15 protein-coding genes, 1 pseudogene and 1 riboswitch are annotated in these 13,465 nt (G+C 68.9%); of the genes and pseudogenes, 7 read left to right on the forward strand and 9 right to left on the reverse strand.

What is annotated here, in order from left to right; translation table 11 throughout:
• Positions 1 to 73: 73 nt before the first annotated feature.
• Together ADL22_RS36840 and ADL22_RS37000 are read right to left on the reverse strand one after the other, a co-directional pair.
• Positions 74 to 577 (reverse strand): hypothetical protein, encoded by a 504-nt coding sequence (locus ADL22_RS36840; RefSeq protein WP_159048689.1) that lies wholly within the window; start codon positions 575 to 577, stop codon positions 74 to 76.
• A gap of 1,268 nt (positions 578 to 1,845) precedes the next feature.
• Positions 1,846 to 2,256, reverse strand: a pseudogene (locus ADL22_RS37000) (transposase family protein); the annotation flags it as partial.
• Positions 2,257 to 2,558: 302 nt separating this feature from the next.
• Between ADL22_RS37000 and ADL22_RS19555 the strand changes: the two are divergent.
• On the forward strand, positions 2,559 to 2,711 hold the full coding sequence (locus ADL22_RS19555) for a hypothetical protein (RefSeq protein ID WP_199836335.1): 153 nt from the start codon (positions 2,559 to 2,561) through the stop codon (positions 2,709 to 2,711).
• Positions 2,712 to 2,798: 87 nt separating this feature from the next.
• On the opposite strand, the gene ADL22_RS19560 is transcribed toward ADL22_RS19555, so the two are convergent.
• From ADL22_RS19560 to ADL22_RS19575, 4 genes are all read right to left on the reverse strand, one after another.
• Complete coding sequence (locus ADL22_RS19560; protein WP_066981025.1) at positions 2,799 to 3,518, reverse strand: MgtC/SapB family protein; 720 nt, start codon at positions 3,516 to 3,518, stop codon at positions 2,799 to 2,801.
• On the reverse strand, positions 3,506 to 3,919 hold the full coding sequence (locus ADL22_RS19565; protein WP_066981028.1) for a hypothetical protein: 414 nt from the start codon (positions 3,917 to 3,919) through the stop codon (positions 3,506 to 3,508). Before ADL22_RS19565 ends, ADL22_RS19560 begins: the two co-directional genes overlap by 13 nt.
• Positions 3,920 to 4,068: 149 nt before the next feature.
• Positions 4,069 to 4,440 (reverse strand): VOC family protein, encoded by a 372-nt coding sequence (locus ADL22_RS19570; protein WP_066981030.1) that lies wholly within the window; start codon positions 4,438 to 4,440, stop codon positions 4,069 to 4,071.
• A 124-nt stretch (positions 4,441 to 4,564) separates the two neighbouring features.
• Positions 4,565 to 5,656 carry a divalent metal cation transporter gene (locus ADL22_RS19575; RefSeq protein WP_066981032.1) on the reverse strand — a complete coding sequence of 364 codons (1,092 nt, stop codon included), beginning with the start codon at positions 5,654 to 5,656 and terminating at the stop codon, positions 4,565 to 4,567.
• Positions 5,657 to 5,959: 303 nt separating this feature from the next.
• Positions 5,960 to 6,129: riboswitch (M-box (ykoK) riboswitch) on the reverse strand.
• Between the two features lie 1,376 nt (positions 6,130 to 7,505).
• On the opposite strand from ADL22_RS19575, the gene ADL22_RS19580 reads away from it, so the two are divergent.
• The 6 genes from ADL22_RS19580 (at position 7,506) to ADL22_RS19605 (ending at position 11,623) form a co-directional block, all read left to right on the forward strand.
• Positions 7,506 to 7,838 (forward strand): MerR family transcriptional regulator, encoded by a 333-nt coding sequence (locus ADL22_RS19580; RefSeq protein WP_066981035.1) that lies wholly within the window; start codon positions 7,506 to 7,508, stop codon positions 7,836 to 7,838.
• A 57-nt stretch (positions 7,839 to 7,895) separates the two neighbouring features.
• Entirely contained in the window at positions 7,896 to 8,402 is a 507-nt protein-coding gene (locus ADL22_RS19585) for a hemolysin III family protein (RefSeq protein ID WP_199836336.1), read from the forward strand.
• 338 nt (positions 8,403 to 8,740) lie between these two features.
• The gene (locus ADL22_RS19590; protein ID WP_066981040.1) at positions 8,741 to 8,944 is read left to right on the forward strand and encodes a cold-shock protein; all 204 of its coding nucleotides are present in this window, start codon (positions 8,741 to 8,743) and stop codon (positions 8,942 to 8,944) included.
• Between the two features lie 326 nt (positions 8,945 to 9,270).
• Positions 9,271 to 10,788, forward strand: coding sequence for a DEAD/DEAH box helicase (locus ADL22_RS19595; protein ID WP_066981042.1), 1,518 nt, complete (start codon positions 9,271 to 9,273; stop codon positions 10,786 to 10,788).
• Positions 10,789 to 10,851: 63 nt separating this feature from the next.
• Positions 10,852 to 11,262, forward strand: coding sequence for a CBS domain-containing protein (locus ADL22_RS19600; protein ID WP_066981045.1), 411 nt, complete (start codon positions 10,852 to 10,854; stop codon positions 11,260 to 11,262).
• Positions 11,263 to 11,311: 49 nt separating this feature from the next.
• Positions 11,312 to 11,623, forward strand: a complete 312-nt coding sequence (locus tag ADL22_RS19605) for an SCO5918 family protein (RefSeq protein ID WP_066981047.1) — start codon at positions 11,312 to 11,314, stop codon at positions 11,621 to 11,623.
• A gap of 111 nt (positions 11,624 to 11,734) precedes the next feature.
• Here the strand turns inward: ADL22_RS19605 and ADL22_RS19610 are convergent, their stop codons facing one another.
• The 3 genes from ADL22_RS19610 to ADL22_RS19615 form a co-directional block, all read right to left on the reverse strand.
• Positions 11,735 to 12,094: a hypothetical protein gene (locus ADL22_RS19610; RefSeq protein ID WP_066981050.1), complete on the reverse strand. Its 360-nt coding sequence runs from the start codon at positions 12,092 to 12,094 to the stop codon at positions 11,735 to 11,737.
• A 1,018-nt stretch (positions 12,095 to 13,112) separates the two neighbouring features.
• Positions 13,113 to 13,274 carry a hypothetical protein gene (locus ADL22_RS35425; protein WP_159048690.1) on the reverse strand — a complete coding sequence of 54 codons (162 nt, stop codon included), beginning with the start codon at positions 13,272 to 13,274 and terminating at the stop codon, positions 13,113 to 13,115.
• The coding region (locus ADL22_RS19615; RefSeq protein ID WP_159048691.1) for a hypothetical protein at positions 13,274 to 13,465 on the reverse strand (192 nt) is incomplete at its 5' end. The genes ADL22_RS35425 and ADL22_RS19615, both read right to left, overlap by 1 nt.

Genomic DNA, 13,465 nt, shown 5'->3' on the forward strand with positions numbered 1-13,465 from the left:
ACGAGATCCCGGCGTGCCGGAGGTCGTAAGGCCGCTTGGCCGGACCGGAGACGAGTTCGGTGCGGGTCAGGGCCTACTTCCTTGCCCGCGCCCACGTCTTGTTGTAAGCGGAGGCGTCCACATAGTTGCCGGCCTCGTTCCGGAACAGCCGTCCGTCAGGCGCCACCCCGAACCGTTCGACGTGCGCGCGGAGCATACGCACGAACTGCGGCGGGATGGGCACGGGCCGGGTGGCGGAAGCCGCGCGGCGCTTGAGCGAGTGCACCTCGTGCACCGCGCCGTCGTTCGACCACTCCTTGCCGGCGACGACCACGCCACCCGACAGGTTGAGCATCCCCCAGCCGGTCTCGGGCAGATGGCACTGTTCGAGCCGGAGGTGAATGACCTCCGCCGGACGCATCGCCGCGTAGTACATGCAGCCGAAGAACGCCTCCAGGTGCGGGCCGCGCCCGCGCTGCTGAGCGACCGCCGCGAGATGGGGCGCTTGTCCGCGAGCGCGCATTCTGTAGAACGCCGACGGACTCATACGGATCTCTGCCAGAACCTCAGCGAGCTTCAGCGCCGGGGGACGAGCCATGCAATATCACTTTCGTAGCGAGAAGGGCTTCATGCCGGAAACCCAGGGCGCGCAACGGCACACCTGGCGAACGGGCAGGGAGGGAGCCCGACGTCCCGAGCAGTCGGCTACAGCCATGGGCACGCAGGCGCGGCCACTGATGTATCAGCAGCTGACAGCAGCCTTCCCATTGCTTCTTCGCGACGTATGCGCCACTGCCAACTGCGTCCGCCGCGGCTCCACCACCGAGCACAGCCGCTTGCGAACACCGTCAACGATCCGCACGATCGCCGGTTTGGGTAACCGGCGATCGTCGCCTATTTTTCGCCCCGCTCCCAATGGAGGATCGCACTCCACCCCACTGTTTCGGCCCTGTTAGCAGGTTGGCCGACAGGGCAGGTGGGCATGACATCGTTCGCGCCGAGTATCAATAGCCCTTCGTCGATTAGACGGTTAAGGCCACGCGACGGGACGAACGTAGCAGCGGAAAGGATGGACCGGGCCGTCTGGGTCAAAAGATGGACCTCCTCGGGCCGGGACTCAGCAAAGAGATTTCCAAGACGTTGTACGTTGACATCGTCCCGGCGAAGGTTCCAGTCCTTGCGCGAGCTTTCTCCTCTGCCGTGAGCGAATGCTCTGGTGGCGCTCCGGATTCCACGCTCTGGTTCAACCAAACCCGATCCGCACCAGGCGCTGGGGGGCAAGGCATTGAGCTGGAACAATCGGCCTCGGCCGTCACCGAACTCCTGCGCCGCGAAGCGACGTCCAGTTCCTCATCCGCCTGGCCGCACAGGGCCTCGCCCTCGCCGGCCGGCACATCACAACCGGCCAGCTCGTCGTCCTCCTGCTCGCCACAGGCAACCGCGCCCCCGGGCCTTCCCCCACCCCGACCTCGCACGCACCCCCAACCACCACCTCACGCTCGGATCCGGCCTCCACTCCTGCCCGGGAACAGCCCTGCTCTGGATGCAAGGCGAGATCACCCTGGCCGACTGGCCACCCGCATGCCCCGCCTCCGCCTGGCCAGCGACACCATCCGCTGGAAGACCACCGCCGGACTCCCCGGGCCACTCCGTCTGCCCGTCCGCTGGGACTGATCTCTCCGCGACTTACGACCCGGTCCGGGACTGAGGTCGGGGCGTGCTGGTCTGGCGCTTCGGCTGGTGGTTGATCAGTAGGCCATCTGTCGGGCGAGAACCAATCCGGTGCTTGGCTTGCGGCGGGTTGGCCGCCAGGCGGAGCGGTCCGAGGTCAGTGAAGCGATCGCGCGATGGGTCTCGGCGTAGTCCTCACGCCGACCGGTGTAACGCTGGAGCGGCCGCCACTGCCGTAGTTCGGCATGGGCGTGCTCGGCGCAGATCCGATCCGAGGACTGCCGTCGGCGCATCTCCCGCCATGCGTACTGGTCGCCGAGCGGTGTTGTCGTCGTGCGGCTTCTTCGGCGGGGCGCTGACCTGGCCAGGGAATTCGTTGGCCAGGCCCCGGTAGCCCTCACCGACCTCGGCTCCCGGTACCGGGCGTAGCCGGAACTGCTCGGCGATGCCCTCGGCGCGCATCGCGGTCTGGTCGTGCATGCGGCCCGGCCGGTCCGCGCCGGACCACAGCAGACGACCCTGGCCGTCGCTGACGGTGGTGGTCTTGATGGTGTTCTGCTTCTTCTTGCCCGAGACGAAGGCCCGTCGTCCGGGACGGTTGGTCTTGGGCCGGCGGACCTGAGTGGGCTCCGTGGATCCTCAGCCGGATCCCCTCGGCTTCCGCGTGGGCGAACACGTCCGCCAGGGTATGCAGCCGCATCCCGGGGCGGTCAGGGACGGCGAAGCCGCTCGCCGCCAGGAGCGGGTGGATCTCGCCGATGGAGCGGGAGACCGTGGAGCGGGCCGTGCCGTACAGCTCGGCGAGCGCGGCGTGCCGGAGCCCCGTTTTGCGCAGAGGGGCCAGGGCGACCAGCACCCGGCGGGCGAATACCAAGTCGGGGTTCGGTCCGGCACCGGCGGCCCCCTCGATGTCACCCACCGAGAAACTCGCCTGGCGCATGCCGCCCCTGGCGCTCCCGAAGCCCGTGCGCTGGTCCGCGGGCACCCGACTGGGCATGATGGCCCTGCGCGGGTATCTGATCCTGAGCGCTCTCCTGCTGCTCATCAAGGCGATCAAGTAGTGCCTGACCGGGAAGCCGGTCCGCACGCAAACGCCGGCCCGGCGGAACCCGCGCGACCACCCTCACGACAGGCCGGACCGGTTGCTGCTAGGCGTCGTCATCGGGGTGCTCTTCCCCGTGCCAGTGCAGGTCGCGCACACCCGGCTCCAAGGACAGCCGGGCGATGACCGGTTCCAGCGCCGGCGCAAGATCTCCCGTGATCACGACGGTGGCCAGTACCGCGGTGTCCGCTCCCTCCTGCTGCCGGCGTGAGCGCAGCGCGGTCGGAACCAGACCGCTGGCCGCCAGCGCCTGAAGCAGCAAGGCACGGAGATGACCCTCGTCGCGCCGGTCGCACACCACGTGGACGGTCGCACGTGACGCGGCGTCGGGGTCGCTCCCGGCGGCCGGCGCGCGGTCGAGCAGGCGGCCGGCCGGGCGCAGCAGGAGGTGAACGGCGAGGATCGTGAGCGTGCCGAGCACCGCGAGAACGAGCCTGCCGGAGGCGGCCAGCACGCCGACGGCGGCCGAACACCACAGCGTGGCGGCGGTGTTGAGACCTCGCACTCCGGCACCGTCCCGCAGGATCACTCCGCCGCCGAGGAAGCCGATACCGGAGACGACGTAGGAAGCGACCCTGGTGGGGCTTCCCGCGTCACCGACCGCCGCGCTGTACAGGACGAACAGCGTGGCCCCTGTCGCTACCAGCGCGTTGGTGCGCAGGCCCGCCATCCGGGCTCGCCACTGCCGCTCAACGCCGATCAAGGCTCCACAGGCCACTCCTGTGGCGAGCCGGATCAGGAACTCGAAAGTGGTCAGGGTGTGCACGGCGCACCTTCTTCGCTGTCGGCGTGGGACGGCAGGGGCGCCATGCAGCGCCCTGGTGGGGTGTCGTCCGACGGTCGGAGGTCCCAGCGAACGGCATGGACACCGGGATCGAGCCATACGAGGGTGAGGACGCGCCCCAGCGTCGCGGTGACCGGGCCGGCTATGGCCGCGGTGGCTTCCAGGGCGGTGGATCCGGGATCGGTGTCCCGGGAGTGCAGGTGAAGGAGGTCCACGCCCGGCCCGCCGAGGGCCTGCCTGAGCAAGGCGCGGACGCGGGGCTCTTCGCCGTCGTCGCAGACGGTGTGCACTACGGCGTGCACCGGGGCGCCGATGGCGGCCGGCGGCGTGCGGCCGACCAGTCGTTCAACGGAACCCATCAGCAGGCGAGGCAGCACGGTCATGTCGGCGCCTCCTCTCTGTGGTCGAAGCGGCAGTGCCGGCTCATTCGTCCTGGTGTCGGGTGGCACTCAGATGTACCCGCCGAGCGGGCCGGCCGAGCCGCCCGTGCGCAGCGCCCGTGCGGGGGCGGGCAGGCCGCTGTGCGTGCCGGTCAGCCGAGCGGTTCGAGGAATTCCAGGCGGTTGCCGACCGGGTCCTGGGTGACGAAGCGGCGGTAGCCGGGAAGGCTGGTGTTCCAGACGACCGGGGCGCCGAACGCTTCCAGTCGGGCGGCGAGCGCGTCGAGGCCGACGACGCGGACCGCAGGGTGGGCCTTGCGGGGCGGGCGGTAGCCGTCCTCGATGCCGACGTGGATCTCCAGACGGCCGCCGTCGGCCGCGGCGAACCAGCAGTCCCCGCGCCGGGCGAGCGCGGGAGGCCGGGGTATCTCCACCATCTGCAGGGCGGTGAGGTAGAAGCTGCGCAGTACGTCCTGGGAACCGGCCGGGGCGGCGAGCTGGACGTGGTCGAGTGCGGCGAGCATGACGAAGGGACCTCCGTTCTCAGGGTGGGGAGGGGGCGGCGATCGGGCTGCGGCGCGACCGCCACACCCCGTGGGGGAGGCGATACGGGGGCGGTCGGGGGCGGGACGCCGCCCGAGCGACTGCCTACTGTCCGAGGGCGACCTGGACGATCTTGATGATGACCAGGACCATCGCGACCAGGAGATACGTGCGCAGCGCGCCCATGCCGATCTTGCGGCCGGTGGACATGGTGGGCCGGGCAAGGGTGTCGAGGGGCGGCATCCGCCAGTTGTCGCGGCCGGTGCGGTCGATCGGGTCCTCCTTGGTACCGGTACGCCGACGGGTGAAGGAGTAACCGGCCGCGAGGATCCCGATGACGCCGCAGCCGGCCATGATGTCGAGGATCGCGGTGGAGCTGATGCCGGGGAACAGCACCGAGGCGGTCAGGATGACGGACAGGGTGACCAGGACACCCACCACCGCCGACGTGAACGCGTTGGTCTTCGGCCCATTCGCCCACGGGCCCAGGACGGCCCTGTCGTTGCACAGCAGCAGCAGGAAAACCGACGCCGGGATGGCCGGCACCGCGAAGTCGTGGACCATCTGCGAGGTCTTCGGGTGGACCATGAAGTAGAGGGGGACCAGGAGGAGAGACCCTGCGCACAGGGCGATCGCGACGCGTTCGAAGCGGCGGAAGGAGCCGGTGAACGCGGAGGCGATGATCACGGCGGCGGCCAGGAGCACCGCTCCTGCCTTGGGCAGCCCCAGATAACCGGCCGCCAGCGTGATGCCGATGAACTCCGTGACCAGCGTGAGCGCGTTCAGCAGGAACAGGTCGATCACGCTGAACGCACCCCAGAACTTCCCGAACCGCTCGAGAATCAGGCGGGCGTGGCCGACACCGGTGACCGCGCCCAGGCGCAGCACCATCTCCTGGTTGACGTACAGGACGGGCACGAGGAGCAGCAGGGTCCACAGCAGGCTGGTGCCGTAGTTCTGCCCGGCCTGGCCGTAGGTGTCGAAGGCGCCGGCGTCGTTGTCGCCAACCATCACGATCAGGCCGGGGCCGGCTATCGCGAGCAGTGTCTTGAACTTGGCCGTCAGACCTAGGCGTTCACCGGTGTCGTGCTGCTTGATGGTGCCCAGCGCGCCCTGGATGTCACCGAGGTGCGCCTCGTCCAGGACGGCGGAGCGCGACGCGCGGGCAGCTGCGGGGCCGGTGGTCAGGTCGGTCATGAGAGAGCCTCCCAACCTCCCCCGGAAGGGGAGGAGTTGGCGGCACGCGGAACTCTGCGGGCGCGTCAAGGCAGCCCAGCCACGCGCGGCAGCCCAAGGGGCCGCACGGGTGCTGGAGCAGCGAACGTGTCCGTGTGGGGTGAGTGCTGTCAGCGCGTACCGAGGACGGGCGAGGTCGATCGGGTGCGGGGCCGACTGTGACCCGGACTACTGCCTTGGCAATCCATCTCTCTCGCCTCCTTCCGGCCGGAGCGCACGCGGGCGCTGAACGACGCGGCAAGGAGCGGACCGGCCCAGGCGGCCGGTTCACCCCAACTCGTCAGAGCTTTGGCACTGCACGGCGTAATCCCCTGGGGAAGCCACTTGGGGTCACCCCTTAGGCCGGGGAGACCTGTCCTGAACCTGGGCGTCTCTCGACGTCGTCGGGTCAGTGGCCTGTGTCCGTACAGACGCCTCACCGAACGAGGTGCCTTCTGCAAACCTCCAGAAGCATAGCCGCATACTTGCAAGATCACGCAACCATTTCGCCCGATCCTTGACGCGACGCGAGGGAAACGTGATGCAGGATATGACCGGGCATGAGGCCGGACACCGGGTGCCCCGATACCTGTCCAATTCCAACATTGCCTGGATGCGAGGCGCCGAGGTGCGGGCCTTGGCCGCCAGCCCCACGCGACGGCCGAGGTAGTGATCGGCGACCGGGTGAGAGTCCCCCGGCCTTGCCGCCGACGCGGCTGGAGGGAAACCGGACAGGCGGCACGCCGCCGTCACCCTGGAAGAAGATCAAGAACGGGATCCCGAACGTGGTGCTCTCCGTGCGTTCGTCGAGGGGCACGGCCAGCGGGTGGCAGCCTGCGGCTGGAGTCGCTCGGATGGTCCATGGCCCCGTCTCATCTCAAGATCTGCCACGTATCGTCAGCCGCTGTCGGTAGCGACGAACCCTGCGCCCGCTCGTCTACTCTGCCCGGCCTGTGGTGCCTCATCCGCGCAAACGCCGACTGGGGCGTGTCCTGAGCGGCCATCCGCAGGGCCGGACGGGGCTGTTGTGGTCTTCGCGGCAACGAGGCTGGCGTAGCCGGCCTGGTGGGAGTGGGTGAGCCTGGCCGGAGCGGGACCACCGGGCACCCGTCCCGTGGCCGACGCCGATTATCTCACCGCACGAGACACGAAAATCTATGTCGGCCGAAGTAGACATTAGGAAGCGGTGGGGCTATGGTTTCTCTCGTAGCCAGAGGGACAACAAGGACCGGCAGACACGAACGCCGGGCAGCAGTACCGCAGTTGCAGTTCGCAGGACGGTGCGGTGGTGGAGTTTCGAAGCCAGGGTTGTTGCAGGACGGCGACGGGGCTGACGGCCGGACCGGGCGGCCCGCAGTGATAAGGGGCTGCCGTGAGCAGTACCGCAGTTCACGCATGAGCAGGACACGCAAGTGCAGTACTCAGCAGTGAAGGCCAAGTGAGCAGCACCTCGGTGAAGGCGTCGGCTGCGGGCGCACGCACCGGGAGGTTCGGCAGTGGGGTTCTGAGCCAGAGCAGACGCAGGACGGGCAACGGGGCTGGCTGCCGAAGAGTGGTAAGTGTTTGATCCCAGAGGGAAGAACGGAGGAACCAGGCGCCATCAGGATCGCCTGGGCGGAGACTTGAGCCCGGGTACCGCAGAACATCGATAGTGAGGTGGTCTCCGGTCAAGCAACCGCGATCCCCGCACCCCCGACAGCGGTCAGGTCGGGCCAGCGGAAGCAGAAGGCCGGCGCAGTACCAGGGCCGGCAGATGGTGTAGCAGTTCCTTCGGGGCCCGGGTGTCATATGGCACCCGGGCCCCTCCACGCGTTCCACAACAGAGGTGCAAATGACACCAGACGACTCGTTCGGCCGTCTCGACGACGACGATTACCCCGCCTACACCATGGGCCGGGCCGCCGCGATGCTCGGCACCACCCAGGGCTTCCTCCGCGCCGTCGGCGAAGCCCGCCTGATCACCCCGCTACGTTCCGAGGGCGGCCACCGCCGCTACTCGCGCTATCAGCTGCGCATCGCCGCCCGAGCCCGGGAACTCGTCGACCAGGGCACCCCCATCGAGGCCGCCTGCCGCATCGTCGTCCTCGAAGACCAGCTCGAAGAAGCCCGGCGTATCAACGCCGAGTACCGCCGCACCGCACCCCAGCCTGCAACCGGCGATTGACCTGCGGTCGCGGCAACCTTCCGGCGTTCTCCTTCCACCGGTTCCCCGCATGAGCGCATGACTGCTGAAAATACCCATCCTGCGGCACACAGCCGCGAACGCCAGCACCCTTCCGGCGCCCACCACCTTCCCGCGGACGATCCGCCTCCCGGCCCGCCCGCCCGGCGGACAGGTGCCGCACCGGAGAACGCCCTGGAGTGCACGGCGGCTGCGCTGAAGGCGAGGATGCGGGGCTTACTGCACGCCGGAGTGCTCCCCTTCGCGCTGGCCGGCGGCATCGTCCTGATCGCCCTTACCCACTCGGCAGCAGCAGTTGCCGCCTGCTCGGTGTACGCGCCGTCGGCCTGCCTGCTGTTCGGTACCAGTGCGCTCCCCCACTTCGCACACACCGGCGGCACCGCGGTGGTCGCCCTCGTCATCGCCGGGGGTCTGCTCTACACAGCGGGCGCCGCCGTGTACGGCCTCAAGCGCCCCGACCCCTGGCCGCGCTGGTTCGGCTTCCACGCACTCACCATCGCCGCCCTCACCGCGCACTACACAGCCATCTTCCTGGGAGCTACCTGACCAGCGACAGCCATGTCCGCCGTGCGCCGTGCGCCGTAAAAGACGTTCACTGCTATTCACCTATCTATTGCGGCCGGATGAGGGTTTAGCATGCCTCGTGAACAGTGTTTCTGCCGACGCAAGCAGAGTGCCGCCAGTGACCGGACATGCACCGTTACCGCGTGCTAGTGTCGACCTCAGTTGCAGTTGTGGTTCCCAAAAACTTCAACGCTTACGGCAGCATTTAGCTGCGGGAAGCGCTATGTATTCCCGGCTGTTCTCCGGGCGGGGCATCATCGCGGCGACCCGGCATCCGTGGATTGCAGGTGCCGGCGTACTGCCCCACAAGGAGATATGACATGGCGTCTGGCACTGTGAAGTGGTTCAACGCGGCCAAGGGTTTCGGCTTCATCGAGCAGGACGGCGGAGGCGCTGACGTGTTCGCCCACTTCTCGAACATCGCCGCACAGGGCTTCCGTGAGCTGCTCGAAGGCCAGAGGGTCACCTTCGACATCGCATCGGGCCAGAAGGGCCCGACTGCCGAGAATATCGTCCCCGCCTGACGCTGACGCGCACTTCCTGGACGGGCAACGTATCCGTCGGGTACCGGCCCCAGCTACGGGCATGCCCTCAGTGATGCCACCTGTGGGACAGGACCGCCCCCAAGCTCTTCTCCAGGGGTGCACGCCGTTCCCGGGCCAACGCCCGTTGACGTCCGGGATCCCACTCCCATAAGACCTCACCCATTTCATCACCTGCGCGCCGCCCCGGATTCACTGCATGGCGACTTCGCTTTCGCATTCCATTTCGGCCCGTTCTTGTGATTCCCTGCGCTGCTCTTCCGCTGCGGGAATTCCTTGATACGTGCCGTATCAAGGAAGGTTCTCAAATGAACCCCACACGTACGAACGACCGCACCTCCCGGACCCGCCGCACCGGCGGCCCCGCTTTCGGTTCCGGCGCCGGTTCGGGCCGGGGCAGTCGCTTCGGCTCGTCCGCCCCGAGCCGTTCAGGGGGCCCGAGCCGCTCAGGCGGCCACGGCCGGCGGCGGCCCGCCGCCTCCTCGGGCGAGTTCGCCCTGCCGAAGACGATCACTCCCGCACTGCCCGCGGTCGAGGCGTTCGCCGACCTCGACATGCCCGCCCAACTGCTGGCCGCACTGACCGCGCAGGGCATAAGCGTCCCGTTCCCGATCCAGGGCGCGACTCTGCCCAACACTCTCGCGGGTCGTGACGCCCTGGGACGCGGGCGCACCGGATCCGGTAAGACCCTCGCCTTCGGCCTGGCTCTGCTGGCCCGCACCGCCGGCCTGCGCGCCGAGCCCCGCCAGCCGCTGGCCCTGGTCCTCGTCCCGACGCGTGAGCTGGCCCAGCAGGTGACCGACGCGCTCACCCCCTACGCCCGCTCGGTGAAGCTGCGTCTGGCCACCGTCGTCGGCGGAACGTCGATCGGCAGGCAGGCCAGCGCCCTGCGGGGCGGCGCGGAAATCGTCGTCGCCACGCCGGGCCGGCTCAAGGACCTCATCGACCGCGGTGACTGCCGGCTGAACCAGGTCGGTATCACCGTCCTGGACGAGGCCGACCAGATGGCCGACATGGGCTTCATGCCCCAGGTCACCGCGCTCCTGGACCAGGTGCGCCCCGAGGGCCAGCGGATGCTGTTCTCCGCCACCCTCGACCGCAACGTCGACCTTCTGGTCCGCCGCTACCTCACCGACCCGGTCGTCCACTCCGTCGACCCGTCCGCCGGTGCGGTCACCACCATGCAGCACCACGTGCTGCATGTGCACGGCGCGGACAAGCACCGTACGACCACCGAGATCGCGGCACGCGACGGCCGGGTGATCATGTTCCTGGACACCAAGCACGCTGTGGACAAGCTCACCGAGCACCTGCTGGCCAGCGGTGTCCGGGCCGCCGCGCTGCACGGCGGGAAGGCGCAGTCGCAGCGCACCAGGACCCTGACCCAGTTCAAGACCGGGCACGTCACCGTGCTCGTCGCCACGAACGTCGCCGCCCGCGGCATCCACGTCGACAACCTCGACCTGGTCGTCAATATCGACCCGCCGACCGACCACAAGGATTACCTCCACCGCGGCGGCCGCACCGCGCGGGCCGGTGAGCAAGGAAGCGTCGTTACCCTGGTCACCCCCAACCAGCGCCGCAGCATGAGCCGGCTCATGACCGCCGCCGGAATCGTGCCCCAGATCACCCAGATCCGTGCCGGCGAAGAGGCGCTGAGCCAGATCACCGGCGCCCAGGCACCCTCCGGCATCCCCGTCACGATCACCGCGCCGGTGGCCGAGCGGCGTAAGCGCAGCGCGGCCTCACGCGGCCGACGCAGCCCCGCCTCGGCTGCCCTGCGCAGGACCGCGCGGCAGACCTCCTTCGACGCCGCGGCGGCCTAGCAACCTCGTGATGCCAGAAGCCTTGTGATCAGGAAATGGACCCATCACTGCAGGAGGCACCTTTTGACGCTGGTTCAGATGCAGCCCCGCTCGACGAACATCACCCCAGCACACAGGACTGCGGCGGACGCCATGGACGCAGGCGCACTGCAAGTCTGCGACGACATGACCGTCGAAGTCGCCCTGTCCGTCATGGCCGGCGCCCGCACCGGGCACCTGGCCGTCTGCGACAACGACGGCCTGTGCGCCCAACTGGTCACCCGGAGCCAGCTCACCGCAATCCGTGACGGCTTCGCGTACACCGACCGCGTTCAACTGCGCGACATCCTCGGCGCCAGCGGGCCGTCCACCTCACCCGTGACCACGAGCGCCGAAGCCGAGCACGCGGTGCTGGGCGGCCGACTCGCCGCGCTGCCGGTCGCCGAAGACCAGGACAGCGCTCCCGGCGTCCTCGCCCTTGCCCTTGCGCACTGAACCGCCTCACCGCGGTAGAACCATCCCGTCCTTCTCCCTGTGAGGCATCATGCGCTGCATCATCGCCCGCTTCCCGTTCGACCTCACCAAGAGCGGCGTCCTGGAAGCCATGAAGGGCGTCAAGCCAGAACAGGTCATCGGCGAGTCGGTGATCATCGGCCGCCGCACCTACCCGGTCAAGCAGGTCGGGCAGGCCATCACGCGCCAGGACCGCCGCGATTTCAGCGCCGGTGAAGTTCTCCGGGCCATGACTCAGCTCGGCTTCACCTGCCCCGGCCTCCGCCGGACCGCCGCGCGCAAGCGTGTCCCCGCCCCGTTCCAGCAGGCTCCCGCGATGCCCGGCGCCCCTGCCGCCGTCTGACCGACGGGCAGGCCCGAGCCGCCACCGGGACAACAGTGAGGGTCCGACCGGCAGGTACCGGTCGGGCCCTCGCCTCATGCCACGCGGTCCGTCAGCGCGCAGCGTTGCACTTCACTGGTCGGAGTAGCTGAAGTCACCCACGGTCCAAGCGCTGACGTCCTCGATCGCCACGCGGTACATCCCGCCTGTCTCCGGGATCCCCACCGTGCCCTGCAGAATCCGCGCCACATGGAAATGCAGATGAGTGGGCGCCTTCTCCGCACTCGTCGTAGCGGTGAAGGCGGCGGAGAATTCATGGAGACGGGCCGAGTCCGCCAGGACCTCGGACACCCGCTGCCTCCAGACAGCTTCGGGAGCCAGCCGACCCGTGATGACAGCACCACCGGCGACCACGGTCAGAGACATCTGATTGCTGTGCCCGGACTCCACCAAGGCAGCGACGTCAACAAGCAGTTCGTCAGGCTTCGACATGGGAAGCCATTCTAATCAACGCCATTCGGTCCGCCTGAGCGGTGGCACTGCTATCGCTCAGCCAGCTGGTGCACACACATGCAACGTTGAGGAAGAAACAACAATTCTGTCCAATGACGTCGCAGTCTGCGGATTGAAGCTTTGCTGTGCGGGGGATCGGACATTGCGGTGAGGGGCGGGGTCAGCCGGACGTGGTGCATGCCTGGCGGTCCCGCCAGATGGTTCCGTCGGGCCGCCGGCTGATGAGTTCGAGGTCGCGTACGTCGCCCCGGACCGGTCGGAGTTACGGGCGGCTGGCGGACGGGTGGACAGTGCCGCCGTGCTCGGGCCGTGGCGACGCCAGCACTCGGGGCACATGGCCAAGCGGTGCTGTGCGAGGTGCACTACGGCCCTACGCCCTCTCGCGCGTCTTCGTCCGCACCACGGGTCGCTGGATCACCGCACCGTGGGCTCCGTCTGCCGCTGGTGAACCCCGCCTTCGCGGACTTCACCTGGCACCACGTCCCCGCGGACCGCCGCGGCCGGCCTGGACGACACCAACGAGGCCGCCGTCGCGCGCGCCCTGGACACGTTGCTGACCCGCGCCGAGTACGGACCGGATGCCCGCACAAGCGCGCGTTCTCGGCCGGACCCGCGCGGCCGCCGCCCTCCCGGCGCCCGCCCGGCGGCTGCAACCGAGCCCCCTCCCGAGGCCGGGGGCAGGACTCCACCGCGCCGGTACGGGCCGCCGGGTGGTGTCCTTCGGGATCTTCGACGCCCATGCCGAAGCTGAAAGGCTGTGCAGGGCAGCAGCCAGTTGGTGCCCGCGGTGAGGTTGGTCAATCAGGGCCAGCCGACATTCTGTGCTACGAGCCACATCAGCCCCAGCCATCCCCCGGCCGCGACCAGCAGGACGAGAGAGAGGAGCATGAGTGTGGCGATTCGTATCGGCGGGTCCGGCTCCGGCGGCTCCGGGGGGACATGACCGTGGATATGTTCCGCACGCAGGCAGTCAGGGCAGCCGGGATGATTCAGCATCTCAGGACCACCTCCCGCTGCCGGAGAGAGGGGTCTGGTACCGGGCCTCCAGGTCGGGGGCGACGGAGAGCACCGCGGTGAGTCGGAAGGGGCCGGCCGGGCTCGGCGGCGGGCCGGGGGCGAGGCGGGAGTCGGCGTTGTTGCCGTGATCGGCTGCCGTCATCAGACGATGTCCTGGTCGAATCGGTCGTCGGAGAGGTCGAAGTTGCGGCCCACCTGGCGCTTGAGGCGGGGGTCCCACTCCTCCGCCAGCAACCCCAGGTCGTTGCGGAGCGAGAGCAGCCGCTCGAAGAGCTTGCGGGCCTCCTCCACCCGGCCGATCATCGCCAGATCGTCCGCCAGCCAGAACGAGCA

Source organism: Streptomyces sp. NRRL F-4489, from assembly GCF_001509485.1.
Classification (GTDB): Bacteria; Actinomycetota; Actinomycetes; order Streptomycetales; family Streptomycetaceae; genus Streptomyces.